The 20000-nt window shown below is 70.8% G+C and carries 19 protein-coding genes and 1 riboswitch; of the genes, 10 read left to right on the top strand and 9 right to left on the bottom strand.

The window, feature by feature from the left end; all coding sequences use genetic code 11:
• Positions 1-62: 62 nt before the first annotated feature.
• Complete coding sequence (locus ACFXP5_RS05970) at positions 63-902, top strand: alpha/beta fold hydrolase (RefSeq protein ID WP_394543901.1); 840 nt, start codon at positions 63-65, stop codon at positions 900-902.
• Positions 903-968: 66 nt separating this feature from the next.
• On the opposite strand, the gene ACFXP5_RS05965 is transcribed toward ACFXP5_RS05970, so the two are convergent.
• Complete coding sequence (locus ACFXP5_RS05965; RefSeq protein ID WP_394543900.1) at positions 969-2429, bottom strand: L,D-transpeptidase; 1461 nt, start codon at positions 2427-2429, stop codon at positions 969-971.
• 180 nt (positions 2430-2609) lie between these two features.
• On the opposite strand from ACFXP5_RS05965, the gene ACFXP5_RS05960 reads away from it, so the two are divergent.
• The 6 genes from ACFXP5_RS05960 to ACFXP5_RS05935 all read left to right on the top strand — a co-directional run bounded on the left by ACFXP5_RS05960 (position 2610) and on the right by ACFXP5_RS05935 (position 8691).
• The gene (locus tag ACFXP5_RS05960; protein WP_394543899.1) at positions 2610-3761 is read left to right on the top strand and encodes an ROK family transcriptional regulator; all 1152 of its coding nucleotides are present in this window, start codon (positions 2610-2612) and stop codon (positions 3759-3761) included.
• A gap of 80 nt (positions 3762-3841) precedes the next feature.
• Entirely contained in the window at positions 3842-5116 is a 1275-nt protein-coding gene (locus ACFXP5_RS05955) for an extracellular solute-binding protein (RefSeq protein ID WP_394529326.1), read from the top strand.
• A gap of 72 nt (positions 5117-5188) precedes the next feature.
• Complete coding sequence (locus tag ACFXP5_RS05950) at positions 5189-6142, top strand: carbohydrate ABC transporter permease (protein ID WP_394529325.1); 954 nt, start codon at positions 5189-5191, stop codon at positions 6140-6142.
• Positions 6139-6981, top strand: a complete 843-nt coding sequence (locus tag ACFXP5_RS05945) for a carbohydrate ABC transporter permease (RefSeq protein ID WP_394529324.1) — start codon at positions 6139-6141, stop codon at positions 6979-6981. Before ACFXP5_RS05950 ends, ACFXP5_RS05945 begins: the two co-directional genes overlap by 4 nt.
• Before the next feature lie 11 nt (positions 6982-6992).
• Positions 6993-7919: an ROK family protein gene (locus ACFXP5_RS05940; RefSeq protein WP_394544185.1), complete on the top strand. Its 927-nt coding sequence runs from the start codon at positions 6993-6995 to the stop codon at positions 7917-7919.
• A complete protein-coding gene (locus tag ACFXP5_RS05935; RefSeq protein ID WP_394543897.1) occupies positions 7912-8691 on the top strand; it encodes a glucosamine-6-phosphate deaminase in 780 nt (259 codons plus the stop codon). Before ACFXP5_RS05940 ends, ACFXP5_RS05935 begins: the two co-directional genes overlap by 8 nt.
• Here the strand turns inward: ACFXP5_RS05935 and ACFXP5_RS05930 are convergent.
• From ACFXP5_RS05930 to ACFXP5_RS05910, 5 genes are all read right to left on the bottom strand, one after another.
• Positions 8688-9092, bottom strand: a complete 405-nt coding sequence (locus ACFXP5_RS05930; protein WP_394543896.1) for an NUDIX hydrolase — start codon at positions 9090-9092, stop codon at positions 8688-8690. The genes ACFXP5_RS05935 and ACFXP5_RS05930 overlap by 4 nt on opposite strands.
• Positions 9089-10471 (bottom strand): FAD-binding oxidoreductase, encoded by a 1383-nt coding sequence (locus ACFXP5_RS05925; RefSeq protein WP_394543895.1) that lies wholly within the window; start codon positions 10469-10471, stop codon positions 9089-9091. The genes ACFXP5_RS05930 and ACFXP5_RS05925 overlap by 4 nt, the downstream gene beginning before the upstream one ends.
• Entirely contained in the window at positions 10468-10854 is a 387-nt protein-coding gene (locus ACFXP5_RS05920) for a YrdB family protein (protein WP_394529320.1), read from the bottom strand. The genes ACFXP5_RS05925 and ACFXP5_RS05920 overlap by 4 nt, the downstream gene beginning before the upstream one ends.
• 131 nt (positions 10855-10985) lie before the next feature.
• Positions 10986-12146 carry an N-acetylglucosamine-6-phosphate deacetylase gene (locus ACFXP5_RS05915; RefSeq protein WP_394543894.1) on the bottom strand — a complete coding sequence of 387 codons (1161 nt, stop codon included), beginning with the start codon at positions 12144-12146 and terminating at the stop codon, positions 10986-10988.
• Positions 12143-13639: a beta-N-acetylhexosaminidase gene (locus ACFXP5_RS05910; RefSeq protein ID WP_394544184.1), complete on the bottom strand. Its 1497-nt coding sequence runs from the start codon at positions 13637-13639 to the stop codon at positions 12143-12145. The genes ACFXP5_RS05915 and ACFXP5_RS05910 overlap by 4 nt, the downstream gene beginning before the upstream one ends.
• 122 nt (positions 13640-13761) lie before the next feature.
• Positions 13762-13863: riboswitch (ZMP/ZTP riboswitch) on the top strand.
• 38 nt (positions 13864-13901) lie between these two features.
• On the opposite strand from ACFXP5_RS05910, the gene glyA reads away from it, so the two are divergent.
• Both glyA and ACFXP5_RS05900 read left to right on the top strand, forming a co-directional pair.
• Entirely contained in the window at positions 13902-15176 is a 1275-nt protein-coding gene (glyA, locus tag ACFXP5_RS05905; RefSeq protein ID WP_394543893.1) for a serine hydroxymethyltransferase, read from the top strand.
• Positions 15177-15301: 125 nt separating this feature from the next.
• On the top strand, positions 15302-16183 hold the full coding sequence (locus tag ACFXP5_RS05900; RefSeq protein ID WP_394529317.1) for a bifunctional methylenetetrahydrofolate dehydrogenase/methenyltetrahydrofolate cyclohydrolase: 882 nt from the start codon (positions 15302-15304) through the stop codon (positions 16181-16183).
• A 44-nt stretch (positions 16184-16227) separates the two neighbouring features.
• On the opposite strand, the gene ACFXP5_RS05895 is transcribed toward ACFXP5_RS05900, so the two are convergent.
• Positions 16228-16812, bottom strand: a complete 585-nt coding sequence (locus ACFXP5_RS05895; RefSeq protein ID WP_394543892.1) for a hypothetical protein — start codon at positions 16810-16812, stop codon at positions 16228-16230.
• Between the two features lie 89 nt (positions 16813-16901).
• Positions 16902-17696, bottom strand: a complete 795-nt coding sequence (locus ACFXP5_RS05890) for a transglutaminase-like domain-containing protein (protein ID WP_394543891.1) — start codon at positions 17694-17696, stop codon at positions 16902-16904.
• A gap of 182 nt (positions 17697-17878) precedes the next feature.
• On the opposite strand from ACFXP5_RS05890, the gene ACFXP5_RS05885 reads away from it, so the two are divergent.
• The gene (locus tag ACFXP5_RS05885) at positions 17879-19348 is read left to right on the top strand and encodes an NAD-dependent succinate-semialdehyde dehydrogenase (RefSeq protein WP_394543890.1); all 1470 of its coding nucleotides are present in this window, start codon (positions 17879-17881) and stop codon (positions 19346-19348) included.
• Positions 19349-19357: 9 nt separating this feature from the next.
• On the opposite strand, the gene ACFXP5_RS05880 is transcribed toward ACFXP5_RS05885, so the two are convergent.
• A complete protein-coding gene (locus ACFXP5_RS05880; RefSeq protein ID WP_394543888.1) occupies positions 19358-19966 on the bottom strand; it encodes a DUF1684 domain-containing protein in 609 nt (202 codons plus the stop codon).
• Positions 19967-20000 lie beyond the last annotated feature (34 nt).

Here is a 20000-nt window from a genome sequence, read left to right as displayed (position 1 = left end):
TGACACCGCTGGCTAACTGCATTAGCTTAAAGCTATACAACTTAGCCATCCCGGAGGATGACATGACCGAGTTCCTGACTCTCGACGAGGGCACCATCGCTTATGACCTGAGCGGAAACGGCCCGCTGGTCGTGCTCGCCCATGGGATGGGGGACAGCCGCCACTCGTACCGGTTCATCGTGCCCGCCCTGGTGGCCGCGGGGTACCGGGTGGCGAACGTCGACATCCGCGGTGCCGGCGAATCCAGCACCGACTGGAAGGGATACAGCCGCACCGACATCGCCGGTGATCTCGTGGCCCTCGTCCGACACCTCGGCGGTCCCGCGGTGATCGTCGGCCAGTCCATCAGCGGCGGAGCGGCCACCATCGCCGCCGCGACGGCGCCCGAGCTGATCGTCGGCCTCGTCGAACTCGCACCCTTCACCCGCAAGCAGTCGGTCGATCTCGGCGGGCTCCTGCGCAACAAGAAGCATCGTGCGGGCACCATCGAGCTCGCCAAGGTCATGATGGGTGGCAGCCTGAAGGCGTGGCTGGCCTACCTCGATCTCGCCATCCCCGCCAAGCCCGCCGACTGGAGCGCCGAGCGGGCGCGCATCGAGACCACGCTGAGCCGGCCCGAGAAGATGCGGGCCCTGACCGCGATGACGAAGACGACCCCCGCCGACGCGGGTGCACTGCTGGGAGACGTGCGCTGCCCGGTGCTCATCGTCGAAGGCAGCGCCGACCCCGACTGGGCCGACCCGCGGGCCGAGGGCGAGCGCATCGTCGCCGACCTGCCGGCCGGTGTGGGGGAGCTCGCCGTCATCGAGGGGGCCGGGCACTACCCGCACACCGAGACCCCCGACGCGCTGCTCGGCCTGCTGCTGCCGTTCTTGAACAAGACCCTCGCTCCCACCGCCTGAGCTGGGGCGGAAACGAGGAAGGGCGGATGCTGAGAAGCATCCGCCCTTCCTCGTTCGCGCTGGTGCTCAGTAGTGCACCGAGACCTCGGTGCCCTTCGGTGCCCAGTCGTAGAGGAACTTCGCCGAAGCGACCGGCAGGTTCACGCAACCGTGGCTCATCACGTGGCCGAAGTTGTTGTGCCAGTAAGCACCGTGGAAGCCCTGGTCGCCGTTGAAGTACGCGACCCACGGCACGTTCTCGGTGCAGTAGGGCGCGCCGTCGAAGCATCCCATGTCCTGCAGCGGGGTCTTCCAGCCGATGCGGAAGTTACCCGGCTGGGTCGAGGTGCCCGGAAGACCGGTCGAGGAGGCCCAGGCGTAGAGGACCTGGTCGTTCTCGTACAGGTAGGTCATCTGCGTGCTCAGGTTGACCTCGAGCCGGCGCTCGGTCGCTGCGGTCTGGAAGGGCGTCTCGCTGACGGTGAGCGGGTAGGCCGCGTTTCCCGACCCGAGCTGTTCGGCGAACGAGGCCGCGATCGCGTCGGTCGATTCGATCGCCCGGCCGGTGACGCCCTGCACCTGCTCGAGGAGGACCTTGCCCGCGGAGTCGGTGATCACGGTGGCATTGACCGGGTCGCGGTTCACGGCGGCGGGCAGCGCATCGACCGACGCCTGGATGAGGGCGGGGTCGGCGGTGAAGGTGAAGTCGCCACCGTCGTCGGTCACGGTGAGCCACGATGCGGCGGTCGCGCGGTCGACGGTCACGGTGCGCTCGTCACCGACGTAGAAGCCGACCGTGTCGAGCATGCCGTTGAGGGTCGCGACGGCGGCGGTGGCCTCATCGGTCGTGGCGAGAGCCGCGACGGGCACCGAGGTGACCTCGAGCGAGGTGGTCGTCAGCCCCTGGTCGAATGCTTCCTGCAGCGTGGTCTGCACGGCCGCGAGGTCGACGCCTTCGCCGTCCACCGCCGGGGTCACCGCGTAGGTGGCCGCAGCGGGGTCGAAGGTGACGGCCGCGTCGACGGGGTCGACATACAGCTCGGGCGCGGCGGTCTGCAGGGCGGCGGTGGCGGCTGCCTCGTCGATCGTGACGGCGGCGTCGGCACTGCCGGGGTACCAGGTCGAGGGGTTCCACATGGGGTTCTCGGCGAACGCGGCGTCGGCGAGCGCGCGCGCGTCGACGTTCGCTCCGAGGTCGGCGCCCGAGACTTCATAGCTGCCGTCCGGACCGTTCAGCACGACCGTCGTCTCGGCCAACCGCGCCGAGATGGCGTCAGCGGCCTGCCCGGCCGTGAGGCCACCGACGGGCACGCCCGCGACGGAGGCGCCCGGGGCGATGAGCACGAGCGATGCAGCGATCAAAGCGGTCACCGTGGCGCCGACGGGAAGGCCGATCCACAAGGCGGTGCGCTTCTTGCGCGGGGCGGCCTGAGCAGGCGCCCACTCGACGGGGGGAGGAGCGTCCGAACCGTTACCCGCAGGCGCGCCGAGATTTCCCTCGCCGCGACCTTCTTCGTCGGCATCCGGTCTCGCGATGAGATCCGTCATGTCGATCACCCCCCATGCACTGCTCCCATGCTAGGCGACGGTGTGTCACAGCGAGGCAACGTTCCGGTCACGGGCGCACTGATTTCCGCTGATGACACTCGTGTAACGAATTTGTAAACACGCCTTGCAAACCTCGGAAAGTGGTTGCGGCGGGTTAGTTCGTAAGGTCTACTAACAAACATGACGGATGCCTCCACCGCCCAGCGTTCCTTCGGCCCCGGTCGCGCCCTGCGCACCGGCGCCAAGGTGCTGCCGGGGCAGGCTCGGGGGCACAACCGCTCCTTGGTCCTGCAGACCCTGTACCACGGCGGTGCGATGAGTCGTGCCGACCTGGCCCGCGAAACCGGGCTCACCCGGGTCACGATCTCCGACCTGGTGGCGGAGTTGATCACCGACGGGTTCGTGGGGGAGCGCGGGGTGCGCGAAGCATCCGGTCCGGGCAAGCCGGCCACGCTCGTCGACATCGATCGCACCGGCCACCGCATCGTGGGCATCGACCTGTCGGGCAGCGAGGCCTTCCTCGGCGCGGTGCTCACCCTCGACGGCGACATCGTCGCGCGTCGCGAGGTGGTCGTGCCCCCGCGGGGCGAAGACGTGCTGGAGACCGTGATCGCCCTCGCCCGCGATCTGGTCGCCGACTCGCACGCCCCCGTGCTGGGAGTGGGCGTCGGCTCACCCGGCGTCGTCGACGGCGCCGGCGTCGTGCTGACGGCGCCCGCGTTCGGGTGGGTGAAGCTCGAGCTCGAGGCGATCCTGACCCGCGCCCTCGACCTGCCCGTGCTCGTTGCGAACGACGCCAACGCCGCCGTGTTGGCGGAGTACACCTTCGGCGGCGCCGGCGACGACGTGCTGCTCGTGAAGATCGGACGTGGTGTGGGCGCGGGCCTGTTGACGGGCGGTCAGCCGCTGCGCGGCAGCCGGCACGCCGCGGGCGAGATCGGCCACGTCACCGTGGGCACCGACGGCGGTCCGCGCTGCATCTGCGGCAAGGTCGGCTGCCTCGAGGCCTGGATCGCCGTGCCGCCTCTCTCGGCGCGACTGAGCGAGGCGGATGCGGCCGACGCGGACGGCATCCTGGGCGACGCGGGGGAGCGCCTGGGCATCGCCCTCGCCCCGATCGTCGGCGCGCTCGATCTGTCCGAGATCGTCCTCTCCGGCCCGCCGGAGCTTCTCGACGGGGCGCTCGCCGACTCCGTCGCCTCGACCCTCCGCGCACGAACCCTCGCCGAGTTCCACGACGACGTGCGCGTACGGATGACGGCGCAGGGGCAGGACATCGTCCTGCGGGGCGCTGCCGTCATGGTCCTGTCCGGACAACTCGGAGTCTCTTAGCTCCCTTCCCGGGCGCGCCCACCGGCCCGCCCCGCACCACGAACGACACCGTCCAAAAGAGCACCAGGAAAGTAGGAATCATGAACAAGAAGATCGCGGCAGTCGCGCTGTTCGGCGCGACCGCGGTAGCCCTGGCCGGCTGCGCCGGCGGGGGCACCAGCAGCGGCGACGCGGACGGCGAAGGCGCCGAACTGCGCGTGTGGCTGGTCGGGACCGACACTCCCCAGGAAGCACGCGACTACCTCGTCGACACCTTCGCGGCCGACAACCCCGGCTCCACTCTCGTCATCGAGGAGCAGCAGTGGACCGGCCTCGTCGACAAGCTGACCACGAGCCTGTCCTCCAATGACAGCCCCGACATCGTCGAGATGGGCAACACGCAGGCGGCGGCGTTCACCTCCAGCGGCGCATTGCTGTCCCTCGACGACATCGAGGAGGACCTCGGCGGCTCCGACCTGCTCCCCGGCTTCGTGGAAGCGGGCACCTACGACGGCACCCTGTATGCCGCTCCGTACTACTCCGGCGCGCGCATCGTCTTCTACAACACGGCGATGTACACCCAGGCGGGCGTGTCGGTTCCGACCACGCTCGACGAGTACGTCTCGAACGGTGTGGAGCTGGCATCCGCTCTGCCCGGCGTCTCGGGCGTCTACTTCCCCGGCAAGGACTGGTACAACGCCCTCCCCTTCATCTGGGAGAACGGGGGCGAGGTGGCGGTGCAGGATGCCGACGGAACCTGGGATGCGCAGTTCTCCAGCGACGAGTCGCTCGCCGGTATCGCCCAGGTGCAGGAGCTGCAGACCAAGGCCTCGCTCGCTCCGAAGGACGGCGATGAGACCGACGCGTGGGTGCCGTTCCGCACCGAACAGGCGGCGACCTACTCGGCTCCGAGCTGGGCGTACTGGTCGATCGTCGCCGACGAGGACAAGGCGCCGACGGCGCTCGCCGACACCACCGGGTACTTCGCCCTCCCCGGTGCCGACGGGGGCGCTGCGCACGTGTTCGCGGGCGGATCGAACGTCGGCATCGCGGCCAAGTCGGCTCACCCCGACCTCGCCAAGAGCGCGCTCACGATCATGCTGAGCGACGACTACCAGGGGATGCTGGCCGAGGCCGGTCTCGTGCCGGCGAAGACCTCGCTCGGCGACGAGGTGGCCGCCGCCACTCCCGAGCTCGCGGGCATCATCGCCGAGAGCGCGGCCAATGCCAAGCTCACCCCCGCATCGCCGATGTGGGCCGACGTCGAGGCGCAGGGCATCATCCAGGACTTCTTCGTCAACGTCGCGAACGGTGGGGACATCACCCAGCTCGCCACCGAGCTCGACGAGCAGATCGAAGCGATCCTCAACGGCTGAGCCGTTTCCCGGGGCGCCCAGCCGTGGGCGGGGCGCCCCTCCTGTCACGATCGATCCTGAAGGAGGCCGACGATGACGGCGACGACCCTCGCGCCCCCGCTCACCGCGGCGGCGCCCCCGCCTGCCGCCCCGCGCGCCCGTCGGCGCAGCGCCGCGCCGCTGGTGCTGCTCGCTCCCTCGATCGTCATGCTCGTCGTGTTCATCGGCTGGCCGCTGGTGCAGATGATCGTGATGTCGTTCCAGGAGTACGGCCGCGCGCAGATCTTCGGTCAGCCCGCCGAATTCGTCGGACTCGATAACTACCTGGCGGTGCTCGGCGACAGCGAATTCTGGATGGTACTGGCGCGCAGCATCGCCCTCTGCATCGTGTGCGTCACGGCCACGATGGTGCTCGGTGTGCTGATCGCCGTGCTGCTCACCCGTCTCGGCGTGGTGATGCGCTCCGCGGTGTCGATCGCTCTGCTGCTTGCCTGGGCGATGCCGGCGCTGACGGCGACGATCGTCTGGGGGTGGATCTTCGACACCCAGTACGGGCTCGTCAACTACTTCCTCTCCCGGGTCACGGGCACCGACTGGACCGGGCACAGCTGGCTGATCGATCCGGTCAGCTTCTTCGCCGTCGCCGCGATCATCATCACCTGGGGGGCCGTGCCGTTCGTCGTCTTCACGGTGTACGCCGGGTTCTCGCAAGTGCCAGGCGAAGTGCTCGAAGCGGCCTCGCTCGACGGCGCCTCACCGTGGAAGCGGTTCCGTTTCGTCACGCTGCCCTACCTGCGCTCGATCCTGCTCGTGCTGCTGATCCTGCAGATCATCTGGGACCTGCGGGTGTTCGCGCAGATCTACGCCCTGCAGACGATCGGCGGCGTGCGCGCCGACACGAACACGATCGGCGTGTACATCTACAGCGTCTCGATGGCCTCCGGTGATCTGGGTGCGGGCGGTGCGATCTCGGTGATCCTCGTGCTGATCATGCTGCTGGTGTCGGCCTACTACATCCGCTCGATGCTCAAGCAGGAGGAGTCATGAGCCCGCGCACCCGCCGACGTCTCACCCGGGTGGCGTTCAACGCCCTCGCGGTCGTGATCATCGTCTGCTCCGTCTTCCCCGTCTACTGGATGGTCAACACCTCGCTGCTCCCGGGCGGCGTGGTGTCCTCGCCCACTCCGCACCTGTGGCCCGACCAGTTGACGTTCGACAACTACGCCGATGTCTGGGTCGAGGGGGGGATCGTGTCGGCCCTCGGCGCATCGTTCGCCGTAACCGCGATCACCGTCGTCGCCTCTCTGCTCTTCGCCTTCGCCGCCTCCGTGGCGCTCTCGCGCTACCGCTTCCGCAGCCGCCGGTCGTTCATCGTCGCGGTGCTGGTCGTGCAGATGATCCCCGCCGAATCGCTGATCATCTCGACCTTCCGCATCCTCGACGGCTGGCAGCTGATCAACACGATCCTGGGGCTGGGCCTGGTGTACATCGCGCTCGTGCTGCCGTTCACGATCTGGACGCTGCGCAGCTTCGTCGACGGGATCCCCGTCGAACTGGAGGAGGCCGCCATGATCGACGGCTGCACCCGCTCGGGCGCGTTCTGGCGGATCACCTTCCCGCTGCTCGCGCCGGGTCTGGTCGCCACCGGCATCTTCGCCTTCATCCAGGCCTGGAACGAGTTCCTGTACGCGCTCGTCATCCTCACCCGGCCCGAAGCGCAGACCCTGCCGATCTGGTTGCGGGCGTTCGTGCAGGCGACCAAGGCCACCGACTGGTCGGTGGTGATGGCGGCATCGACCCTCATGGCGATCCCCGTCATCGTCTTCTTCCTCCTCGTGCAACGGCGCATGGCCGGTGGCCTCGTCGCCGGGGCGGTGAAAGGGTGACGGCGCCGGGCGTGCGGGTGGGACTCGATGTCGGGGGCACCAAGACCGAGGCGGTCGCCGTCGATGACGCGGGAGGCGTCACCGCCCGCATGCGCTTGACCACGGGATGGGGGGCGCAGGGCGTGGTGCGCACGGTGTTCGACGTCGTCACCGCCCTCGCCGACGAGCTCGCGGTGCTCGGTGAGACGGTGGGAACGGTCGGGATCGGGATGCCGGGCCAGGTCGAGCCGGGCGGCACCCGGATCGTGCACGCGGTGAACCTCGGTATCGAGGAGCTCGACGTCGCCGGCGCGGTGGAGCCCCTCCTCGGGGTGCCGGTGCGCGTGGAGAACGACGTGAAGGCCGCCGCTGCCGGGGCTTATCTGCTGCACCGGGGCGCGGGCGCGATGGCCTACCTCAACCTCGGCACCGGCGTCGCGGCCGGCATCGTGAGCGACGGGCACCTCTGGCGCGGGGCGCGGGGGACGGCGGGCGAGGTAGGACACATCTCCGTCGACCCTGCCGGTCCGCTTTGCCGCTGCGGTCAGCGCGGCTGCATCGAAGCGCTCGCCGGCGGCGCCGCCGTGGCCGAGCGATGGGGAAAGCCGGGCGTCCACCCCGTCACCGACGTGTTCGACGCGGCGGATGCGGGCGACGCGGATGCTGCAGCCCTCCGCGCCGGCGTCGCCTTCGGCGTCGCCGCCGCGGTGCGCGTGCTCGTGCTCACCGCCGACGTCGACACGGTCGTCGTCGGCGGCGGCCTGACCGCCCTCGCCCCCCGATTGACGGCCGACGTGGCCGATACACTCGGGGAGAGTGCCGCTCTGTCGCCGTTCTTGCGGTCGTTGCGACTGGAAGAACGCGTCACCCTGTTGCCCCCCGGCTCACCCGCCGCCGCGGTGGGTGCGGCGCTCATCGGAGCGGCTCGTGACGCTGAAGGAGTCTTGACGCGTGGCTGAAGTAATCATCCTCCCCTCGCCCACCGCCGCAGGGTCGCTGGTCGCCGACGAGATCGTGCGGCTCGTGCAGAGGCGTCCGGACGCCGTGCTGGGACTTGCGACCGGATCGACCCCGCTGCCGGTCTACAAGGCCCTCGTGCCGCGCCTGCAGGGCGTCGACGTCTCGCAGGTGCGCGGCTTCGCCCTCGACGAGTACGTCGGGCTGCCCGAGGGGGACCCGGAGAGCTACCGTGCTGTCATCGAACGCGAAGTCGTGCGCCCGCTCGGGCTCGACCCGGCCCGCATCCAGGTGCCCAAGGGGTCGCTGGACGGCATCGAGCACGCGGGTGAGGACTACGAACGCGCCCTGACCGAAGCGGGCGGGGTCGACATCCAACTGCTGGGGATCGGTACCGACGGGCACATCGGCTTCAACGAGCCCGGATCCTCGTTCGCGTCGCTCACGCGGGTGAAGACCCTGACCGAGCAGACGCGCGAGGACAACGCGCGGTTCTTCCCCTCGATCGACGACGTGCCGGTGCACTGCATCACCCAGGGTCTGGGCACGATCATGCGCGCGCGCCACCTCGTGCTGCTCGCGTTCGGCGCGGGCAAGGCCGACGCGGTCGCCGGCGCCGTCGAGGGCGCCGTCACCGCCTCCCTTCCGGGTTCCGCGGTGCAGCTGCACCCCCACGCCACCGTCATCGTCGACGAAGCCGCGGCCTCGTCGTTGCGTTTCGCGGACTACTACCGCTACGCGTTCGCGAACAAGCCGGCCTGGCAGGGCCTCTAGGCCGTCGGGCCCCAGGCCAGGGGCAGCAGGACATCGCTGAGGGGCGCGAGCGGAAGCGTGCCTTCCTGCCCCGCGCTGATCCAGCGTGCCTCTTCGATCTCGTGGCCGATCGCCACCTCGCGAGGATCGACGACGAGCGAGAAGGTTTCCGCCACCACGGTGAACCCCGGTTCGTTGGCGGCGTCCGCACGGAAGGTGCCGAGCGGGTGCAGGGCCGACGGGGCCACCTCGATCCCGACCTCCTCGGCGAGCTCGCGGGCGAGCGTCTGAGCGGCGGATTCCCCCGACTCGGGCTTACCGCCCGGCTGCATGAACCGCGTCGTGCCGCGTTTGCGCACGAGCAGTGCCCGGCCCTCGGCGTCGACCACGACGGCAGCGCTCACGTGGATCTCGCGGGTCACAGTGCGAACACCTTGCCGGGGTTCAGGATGCCGGCCGGGTCGAAGACGCGGGCGATCTGACGCTGCAGCTCCCACTGGTCATCGCCGAGCTCGTCGGCGAGCCAGCGGCGCTTCAACACGCCGATGCCGTGCTCACCGGTGAGCGTGCCGCCGAGATCGAGTGCGGCGTGGAAGAGCGCGTCCGCGGCCTCCCAGATGTGCTCGGGCACTTCGGCGGCGCCGGAGGCCGTCGCCCCATCGAACACGAAGTTGGGGTGGAGGTTGCCGTCGCCGGCGTGCGCGACCGTGGGGATGACGATGCCGTAATCGCGTTCGATCCGGCCGATCGCGTCGAACATGGCCGGCAGCGCGCTCCGCGGCACCGAGACGTCTTCGATCAGGCAGGTGCCGAGCGTCTCCATCGCCGGGTGCATCGCGCGGCGGATCGCGAGCAGCTGCTCGCCCTCGGCGGCATCCGCCGCCACGCGCACCGTGCCGCCGGCCGCCTGCAGCACTTCACTGATCGTGGCCGCTTCGACAGCGGCGGCGGGGCCGTCGGTCTGGATCGTCAGCTGCGCCACGCCGGGGGCGGGTGTCTCGAGATCGAGCAGCGCGTGCACGGCGGCCAGGCAGGCAGCATCCATCAGTTCCATGATCGCCGGCTGCACGCCCGAAGCGGTGACGGCGGCGGATGCCGTGGCCGCAGCGCGCACGTCGGGGAAGGTCGCAGCGATCGTGACGATCTCACCGGGCACGACGCGGCGGAGCTTCAGGGTGGCGCCCACGACGACCCCGAGGATGCCCTCGGAGCCGATCACGAGCGAGGTGAGGTCAAGGCCCGTGACGCCCTTGACGCTGCGGTGGCCCAGGGAGAGCAGACGCCCGTCGGCGAGCACGAGGTCGACACCCAGTACGGCATCGCGGACGACGCCGTACTTCGCGCACAGGAGACCGCCCGCTCCGGTGGCGATGTTGCCGCCGACAGTGGAGATGGCCCGGCTGGCCGGGTCGGGGGCCCACCAGAGTCCGTGGGCTGCGAGCGCGTCGTTCAGTTCGGCGTTGATGATGCCCGGCTCGACCACCGCGAGCAGGTCGTCGGCCCGCACTTCGAGGATGCGGTTCATGCCGCGCACGGACAGGGCGATCTCACCGCCGCCGGCGTTGGCGCCTCCGGCGAGCCCGGTGCCCGCGCCGCGGGTGACGACCGGGGTCGCCGTCCGGGTGGCGATGCGCATGACCGCCTGCACGTCTGCCACGCTCGCGGCGTGCACCACGGCGAGGGGCGGGGCGCTCGCGGCGTGGCCGGATTTGTCGGACCGCGCCTCATCCAGGGCGGCGGGCGAGGTGTCGACCCGGTCGCCGAGGGCAGCGCGGAGCTGGGAGACGACGTCGGTGCTCATGCGAGGCGGCGCCGACCGGCGAGCACGCCTGCTGTCACCGCGACGATGGCGAAGATGAGCCCGATCCACAGCTGGCCGGTGCTCCACCACGCGATCGTCGCGGAGGCGTAGACGAACAGTTCGACGATCGCCCGGACGAACGGGTGCACGGCGATGACGGCCCGCGGCGAGACGAACAGCGCCCACAGGAGGATCGCGGCGACCGGAGCGCCGATACCGAAGACGAGGTTCCACGGGAACGCCCACGCGGTGAAGCCCCAGAACGCCAGGGTGGCGAACGCGAACAATTCGCACAGGAATGCGACGATGTCGACCGCCGACGGGCGCGGCCGCATCCCCGGGGTAAGGGGGGCCTCGGGGCGCACGAAGGGGGTGTCGGTCATGGGCTCCAGTCTACGAGCGGGCGTACACAACTCCGCCGATCCGGGCGGCCGGCACCGAGCGGCCCGCGGATCCACGCGGGCGTCGTCGAGGACGGCGACGGGATTGAGGGAGTTGTGTCCGGGTGGGGGGGTCAGACCACGCGGGTTCCGGCGGCCCAGACCGCCCGAACCTCCAGCTGCGCGTCCAGCAGCACGGCGTCGGCCCGCAGTCCCGGTGCGAGCGCGCCGATCTCGGAGGCCAGGCCGATCGCACGGGCGGGCACGGCGGTGGCTGCGTTCAGGGCGGCGGCGATCGGCAGTCCGAGCTGCGCTGCCCGGCGGACCGCCGCATCCTGGGTCAGGGTCGATCCGGCGATCACGTCGGTACCGGCGAGGTGGGCGACGCCGCCGCGCACCTCCACCCCCTCGGTGCCGAGGAGGTAGCGGCCATCGGATGCTGCGGCCGCGGCCATCGCGTCGGTCACCAGCGCGACGCGCCCGGGCGCTGCAGCCAGCAGGATGCGCATCACGTCGTCGTGCACGTGCGTGCCGTCGGCGACCAGCTCGATGCTCACCCGCCTGTCGGCGACCGCGGCGCCGACCGGCCCGGGGGCACGGTGGTGCAACCCCGCCATGGCGTTGAAAGCATGGGTGAGCAGCGTCGCGCCCGCGTCGAACGCGCGGCGGGCCTGGGCGGCATCCGCCTCGGTGTGCCCGACCGCCGCGAACGCCCCGACCGCCACGACCGCCTCGATCGCCTCGATCGCGCCCGGCAGCTCGGGGGCGATCGTGACCTGGCGCACGGTGCCCCGGCCCGCAGCGAGCAGTTCGGCCACGACACCGGCCTCGGGAAGGGTCAGCGCCGAGGGGTCGTGCGCGCCGCGTCGCGCCGGGGCCAGGAAGGGGCCCTCGAGGTGTGAGCCGAGCACGCCGGGGTCGGTGACGGTGAGCTCGGCGATCGCGTCGAGGCGCCGCGCGAGGTCATCGAGCGGGGCTGCGACGAGGGAGATCACCGCGCTCGTCGTTCCGTGTGCTCGGTGCGCTCGGCGCGCGGCGCGGATGGCCTCGGGTCCGTCGTCGTACGCCCACCCGCCGCCGCCGTGGCCGTGCAGGTCGACGAAACCGGGGGACAGCACAGCGCCGATCCCGGCGAGCTGGGCGGCGTCGATGACCTCTTCGTCTGCGACGCCCGGGGAGCGCCAGGCATCACCGGTGCCGGTCGCGAGCACCCGGTCACCGTCGAAGCGCACCCACGCGTCCTCGATCAGGCGATCGCCGTCGGCCATCCGTGCGGAATGGATGACGGTGCTCATGCGTCAGCCCCCGCGATCTCGCTCGAGGATGGCACGTCGATTCCTTGCGCCCGCCAGAGTGCGCCCAGCTCGCCGACGCGTGCTCGGAACGACGACCAGGTGCGCTCGCTGCCGGGCGTCGGTCGCGGCGACCAGGCGATCTCGGCCGCGGACGCCAGGCGCGGGAAGATGAGGGCGTCGATGTCGGCCAGGGTGCGGACGGTCTCGGTCCAGAGGGGCGCTTCGACCCCGAGCAGGGCCGATTCGGGCACGCCCGGGAGCACCGCCGTGGGCTCCCACTCGTACGAGCGCTCGACGCTGGTCGGCCCGTTCGCCCAGGTGAGCCCGAGCGCGGCATCGGCGTCGGGCTTCATATCCAGGTAGGCGGCGTCGGCGGGGGAGAGCACGAGCGCACCGCCCTCGGCGACGATCGCCGCCGCAGCATCGGCCTGCTCGGCTTCGGCGCGGCGGAAGCCCCAGTACTGCCCCACGATGGGCGAGGGCAGGGGCGAGGCGCCGCCGGCCTCGTGCCAGGCCATCGGCGTCTTGCCGGTGGCGGCGATGATCTCGACCGCCCGCCGGACGAAGGCCGCATAGTGCTCGGGCGCCGTGCCGTGCGCTTCGTCGCCCCCGAGGTGGAGGTACGGACCGGGCGTGCGGGCGGCGAGTTCACCGAAGACGTCGGAGAGGAAGCGGTCGGTCGCCGCCTCGCCGATCCGCAGCGACGAGAAGCCCACGGCCATCCCGGTGTACGCCTCGCCGGCCGTGGGGAGCCCGCCTCCGAACTGCTCGGCCGTCGCGCGCACCGCATCGTCGATGACGGGGTCGGCGGCGATCTCGGGGTAGGCGAGACCGACGGCGTGGGTGTGCCCGGGCACGTCGATCTCGGGCACGACGGTCATGTAGCGAGCGGCCGCTGCGGCGATGATGCGCGCGTAGTCGTCGACGCTGTAGAAGCCGCCGGCGTCGCCGCCCACCGCGCCGGCGGAGGCGCGCTCGGTGAGTTCGGGACGTGAGGCCAGCTGCAGGCGCCAGCCCTGGTCGTCGGTGAGATGCAGGTGCAGGTGGTTGAGCTTGAGTGCTGCGGCGCGCTCGATGTAGGCCTCGACGACGTCGAGCGAGAAGAAGTGTCGAGCGACGTCCAACATCACGCCGCGGTACGCGAAGCGGGGGGCGTCCTCGATTCGGACGGCCGGGATCGTCCAGCCGCCGTCCTCGCGGGTGAGCAGCTGCGCGAGTGTCTGCACCCCGTAGAAGAGTCCGGCGGCATCCGCCCCCTGCACCTCGACCCCGTCGGCGTCCACCGTGAGCCGGTAGGACTCCGCCGGACCGGCGCCGGCGACGTTCAGTCGCACCTCGCTGTTCCCCTCCGGAGGGACGCTCGCGGTCGAACCGGTGCGGGCAGTCAGCAGGGCGGTGAACTCGGCTACCGCGCTCGTCTCGCCGGTGACGCTGGTCCCGGTCCCGAGCCGGAACCCGGCGGCCTCGGGCTCGACGTGGACGACCGCGGGCAGAGGGACGAGTCCAAGGGTCGCGATGGCCGTTCCGATCTGTAAGGATGCCTAACAAACGTGAGGCCCAGCCTAGCAATCGCGCCCCGGTTCTCGGGAGAGCGGAGGGCAGCATCCGGTATGCTTCTGCCTGTCGCGACTGGCGTTGAAGGTGGACCACCACCGGGGAGCGACACGCGCTTCACCCTCTGCACGATGGCATTCGACCGTTCGCCTGGGCCGATGTGGAATCCTTTCCGAGAGCCGACGTCCGAGGAGTTCGCCCGTGTCCGACCCGTCCTTCAACGCCCCCCTATCCGAAGTCGATCCCGAGATCGCGCAGGTGCTCGAGCGCGAGCTGGAACGCCAGCGCGGGTACCTCGAGATGATCGCTTCCGAGAACTTCGTGCCCGTATCCGTGCTGCAGTCGCAGGGCTCGGTGCTGACGAACAAGTACGCCGAGGGATACCCCGGCCGCCGCTACTACGGCGGATGCGAAGAAGTCGACGTCGCTGAGGAGCTCGCCATCGAGCGGGCCAAGAGCCTCTTCGGTGCCGGTTTCGCCAACGTGCAGCCCCACTCCGGCGCGACCGCGAACGCGGCCGTGCTGCACGCGATCGCGCGCCCCGGCGACACCCTGCTGGGGCTGTCGCTCGATCAGGGTGGTCACCTCACCCACGGCATGAAGATCAACTTCTCCGGCCGCCTGTACAACATCGTCGCGTACGGCGTCGATCCCGAGAGCTCGCTCATCGACATGGACGAGGTGCGCCGCCTGGCCATCGAGCACAAGCCGAAGGTGATCATCGCCGGCTGGTCGGCGTACCCGCGACAGCTCGACTTCGCCCGTTTCCGCGAGATCGCCGACGAGGTCGGCGCCCTGCTGTGGGTCGACATGGCGCACTTCGCCGGACTCGTCGCGGCGGGCCTCCACCCGAACCCCGTGCCGCATGCGCACGTCGTGTCCTCGACCGTGCACAAGACCATCGGGGGCCCGCGCTCGGGCTTCATCCTCACGAACGACCCCGAGCTGGCGAAGAAGATCAACACCGCCGTCTTCCCCGGCCAGCAGGGTGGACCGCTCATGCACGTGATCGCCGCCAAGGCGACCGCCTTCAAGCTGGCAGCCAGCCCCGCGTTCCGCGAGCGTCAGGAACGCACGATCCGCGGCGCCGCGATCATCGCCGAGCGGCTGACCCAGCCCGACGTCGTGGCCGCCGGAATCGGCGTGCGTTCGGGCGGCACCGACGTGCACCTCGTGCTCGTCGACCTGCGAAACGCCGAGCTCGACGGCAAGCAGGCCGAGGATCTGCTGCACGAGATCCACATCACGGTGAACCGGAACGCGGTGCCGAACGACCCGCGCCCGCCGCTGGTCACCTCGGGCCTGCGCATCGGAACCCCGGCGCTCGCGACCCGCGGGTTCGGCGACGCCGAGTTCACCGAGGTCGCCGATGTCATCGCGCTCGCGCTGCAGCCCGGGGCCGACCTCGAGCCCCTCCGCCTGCGGGTGGCCGCCCTCACCGCGGCCTTCCCGCTCTACCCCGGGCTCGTGCAGTAGCCACAGTGTCGAAACCCGTCGTCCGCGGCGAGACCCTGACATTCTGTAGGGGTCTCGCCGCGGAGAACGGGTCTCGCCTTCGCGGGAGTGCGAGCTGAGCGAAACCCAAGGAGAGGACCGAACCCATGAGCGCGATCACCCTCGACGGAAAGGCCACGGCGGCCGGAATCAAGGCGGAGCTGCGCGAGCGCGTCGACGCTCTGCGCGAGCGCGGTGTCGTGCCGGGCATCGCGACGGTGCTCGTGGGAGCCGACCCCGCGTCGCAGCTGTACGTGGGCATGAAGCACCGCCAGTCCGAGGCGATCGGTATGAACTCCATCCAGGTGGAGCTGCCGGCCGAGGCGACCCAGGCCGAGGTCGAGGCGACCATCGACGCCCTCAACGCCGATCCGGCGTGCCACGGCTACATCGTCCAGCTGCCGCTGCCCCGCCACCTCGACACCGACGCGATCCTCGAGCGCATCGACCCCGCGAAGGACGCGGACGGGCTGCACCCCACGAACCTGGGGCGGCTCGTGCTGAACGTGAACGCGCCGATCACGACTCCGCTGCCGTGCACGCCGCGCGGCGTCATCGAACTGTTGCTGCGCAACGGTTACGACCTGGCCGGTAAGCACGTGGTCGTCGTCGGACGCGGCGTCACGATCGGCCGCTCGATCGGGCTGCTGCTGACGCGTCGGGAGTTCAACGCCACCGTCACCCTCACCCACACCGGCACGGTCGATCTCGCCTCGCACCTGCGCGATGCCGATGTCATCGTCGCGGCGGCGGGGGTCAAGCACATCGTGCTGCCCGAGCACGTCAAGGCGGGTGCCGCGGTACTCGACGTGGGCGTGACGCGCGAGACCGATCCCGAGACGGGCAAGAGCCGCGTGTACGGCGACGTGCACCCGGGTGTCGTCGAGGTCGCCGGCTACCTCTCGCCGAACCCGGGCGGCGTCGGTCCGATGACCGTCGCCCTGCTCATGACGAACGTCGTCGAGGCCGCGGAGCGCGCTTCCGCCTGACCCCGTTCACCCGTTCTCGAGGCGGGGGAGGGCGCTCGTGGTGGTCAAAGGTTGTCGAGCATCCGCCGCTGCTCGGGAGTGAGGCCGGCGTACGGGTCGCGAGGGGCGGATGCTGTCGGCCGCCCGGGCATGGACACGTCACGCGGGGCGGTCGGCACCGGCGGCACGACGCCGGGTGCGGCGTCGGTGGCACCCGCCTCTCGCCGCGTCGTCGCCCGGTCGTAGAGTCTGCCCGCGCGGGCCTCGAGCCGGTCGTCGACGAGGTCGTACACCGCCCAGGCGAGCAGCAGCAGCACCGGCGGCAGCACCCAGCCCCAGAAGAACCCGCGCACCGAAACGCCCGTGAACAGCACGACGAGCACCCAGACGACGGCCTCGACCGCGAGCACGAGCCCGTACTGCACGAGCTTCTCGGTGATCGCCGTGCGGTTCGCCGTCGAGCGCGCCGCGAGCGAGCGGAAGCCCCGCTGGATGAGCGGCTTCACCCAGATGGTCGCCGCCGCGAGCACGGCGCCGGCCCACAGGGCAGCGAATCCCACCCGCACCGTCGGCAGGACCGCACCGATGAGCAGCAGCACGACGACGTCGAACACATACAGCGAGGCGAACCTCACAACCCAAGAACGCATGTACTCAGCCTGACAGAGCCCACGCACCGGGCCAACCCGGCGGACGGAGCCCACGCACCGGGCCAACCCGGCGGACGGAGCGCCAGGCGTCAGGTCAGCTGCACCAGCTGCGTCACGTCGTCGTTCGGCAGCGACTCGGCGGTCGCGGTCACCTCGACGGTGGTGAGCGACGCGCGCCCCGAAGCGATCGTGAGGAAGGCGGTGTCGGCCGCATCGCGTCCGGTGGCGATCCGCACGAGCGTCTGCCGCGGGGCGAGGGTCGTCGCGTCCACGACCCGCCACGCGCCGTCGACCCAGGCTTCGGCCACCGCATGGAAGTCCATCGGCTGCAGTCCGGGGGCGTACACCGCGACCAGCCGCGCGGGCACGTCGAGCGAGCGGAGCAACGCGACGACGAGGTGCGCGTAGTCGCGGCAGACCCCACGGCGATTCAGCAGGGTGCGGGTGGCGCCGTCGGTCGGGAGGCTGGAGCCCGGCACGTAGGCGAGCTCGGTGCCGACCCACGACGACACGGCGGCGAGCAGTTCGACCGGGTCGGCGATGCCTGCGAACTCCGCGTGGGCGGTGGGCCAGAGGGTGTCCGACTCCGCGTACCGGCTCGGTCGCGTGTACACCAGCAGGTCGGTCTCGCTCGCCGTCGCGGTCTCGCCGTCGTCGACGGTCGCGCGGTAGCGCACCTCGAGATGCCCCGGGCCCGCCGTCAGGCGGTGCAGGCGTGTGCCGTGCGCATCGGGGACGACGGATGCTTCGACGAGCGCACCGTCGAGTGACGCGGTGAATTCCTCCACCGCGGGGGAGTACGCCGTCGACACGGCGACGGCGAAGACGAGGTCGGCCGTCTCGCTGACCTCCATGATGATCTTGCTCGTGACATCGCGCCTCATGCAGATCAGGGTGACACAGTCGACCGCTCCCGCATGACACGCTCCCGCAGGACACGGCTGCTCGACATCGCGACCGCCGTCGCGGCGAGCGGTCCGCAGGCCGGTGTACGCAGAGTCCATGACAGGGCCCCGGTGTGGCGAGGACAATGGAGGTGCGCCACACCCCACCGCCGAGGAGCACCATGAGCAACCGCGAATCAGACCTGCTGGCCACCGTTCCCGACGGTCTGTTCATCGGCGGTCAGTGGCGGCCGGCGACGGAGGGCAAGACCCTCGCGGTGCGCGACCCTGCGACGGGGGATGTCATCCGCCGGGTCGCCGACGCCTCGCCCGCCGACGGTGCTGCGGCCCTCGACGCCGCGGTCGCCGCCTTCCCGGCGTGGGCCGCGACGCCCGCGAGGGAGCGGGCCGAGCTGTTGCGGCGGGCCTTCGACCTGCTGCAGGCGCGCAAGGAGGACGTCGCGCTGCTGATGACCCTCGAGATGGGAAAGCCCCTCACTGAAGCGCGTGGCGAAGTCGCCTACGGCGGCGAGTTCCTGCGGTGGTTCAGCGAAGAGGCCGCGCACGTCCAAGGCCGCTACGGCGCGAACCCCGAGGGCACCGGGCGCATGATCGTGTCGCAGCATCCCGTCGGCCCCTGCTTCCTCATCACCCCGTGGAACTTCCCGCTCGCCATGGCGACGCGCAAGATCGCCCCGGCGCTCGCCGCCGGGTGCACCGTGGTCATCAAGCCGGCCGAACTCACCCCGCTCACCACCCTGTATTTCGTGCGACTCCTCGAAGAGGCGGGCCTGCCCGCCGGCGTCGTGAACGTCATCACCACCTCGACCTCGGGTGCCGTGTCGGAGCCCATCATCCGAGACCCGCGGCTGCGGAAGCTGTCGTTCACGGGCTCGACCCCGGTCGGCAAGAAGCTGCTCGAGCAGGCGGCCGGCAACGTGCTGCGCACCTCGATGGAGCTCGGCGGCAACGCGCCGTTCGTGGTCTTCGACGACGCCGACCTCGACAAGGCCGTGGACGGGGCGATGGCGGCGAAGTTCCGCAACATCGGCCAGGCCTGCACGGCGGCCAACCGCTTCCTCGTGCACCGCCCGCTCGCCGAAGAGTTCGCCCGGCGGGTCACGGAACGCGTGCGGGCGCTCAAGATCGGCCGCGGCACCGAGGACGGCGTCGCGATCGGACCCCTCATCGACCAGCGGGCCGTGGACAAGGCGACGACGCTCGTCGGCGACGCCGTCGAGCGGGGCGCGGTCCTGCTTGCCGGCGGCTCGGCTATCGAGGGCGAGGGCACCTTCTACGAACCGACCGTCCTGAGCGACGTCGCGGCGGGAAGCAGCATCCTGCACGAGGAGATCTTCGGACCGGTGCTCGCGATCGTGCCGTTCGACGACGAGGACGAGGCCGTGCGCCTGGCCAATGACACCGAATTCGGCCTGGTGTCGTACGTCTTCACCGAGAACCTCGCCCGCGGGCAGCGGATGATCGAGCGCCTCGAGACCGGGATGATGGGGCTCAACATGGGTGTCGTGTCGAATGCCGCGGCGCCGTTCGGCGGGTGGAAGCTGTCGGGCCTCGGCCGCGAGGGCGGCGACGAAGGCATCCACGAGTACCTCCAGACGAAGTACACGCTCACCCCTGACCCGTTCGGCTGAGTCCGGCGGTCAGCGTCGGGCGCCGTACCGCTCTCCGACGGGGATCTCGACGGCGACCGTGTTGCCGGGAGGGGCGAGGGGGCACGCCCACATCGGGTCGTAGGCGCACGAGGGGTTGTAGGCGAAATTGAAGTCGAGAACGAGCGTTTCGGCTGAACCGCCGAGGTCGGCGCCCTTCACGGTGTCGAGCAGGTAACGCCCGCCGCCGTAGGTGCCGCCGGGTACGCGGCTGAGCGCGTCCTTGATGGGCACGAAGATGCCCCCGCCGTACGACGCCAGGCGCCAGACGTCGAGCGAGCCGACGCCGGGGACGGATACCTTCCCGATGCGTTCGAACGGCACGACGCCGTCGGTGCCCGTGTCGACCTCGAGCCGCTGCGGCTCGGTGGGCTCGACGCGGCACGTGAAACGCCACTCGGGGTCGTAGGGGAGCACGCGCAGCCCGGTGAAGTGCGCGCGGTCGTCGTCGAGGAGGGGGGAGGCGGGGTGATCCGCGAACAGGTCGTCGCGGCCCCGGCGCCAGAGATCGTGCGCGGCGGCGAGGTCGGTCGCCTCACGCACTTCGGCGTAGAGGGCGAAGACCCGTCGTCGCCAGTCGACCACCTCGAGCGTCTGCATGCTCCGATGCTAGGCGTCCCTAGGACCCGCCGGC

It is taken from the genome of Microbacterium hanjuni (genome assembly GCF_043556395.1).
GTDB lineage: Bacteria > Actinomycetota > Actinomycetes > Actinomycetales > Microbacteriaceae > Microbacterium.
Note: the sequence above shows the minus strand (reverse complement) of the source record. Positions and strands in the feature narration are given on the sequence as shown.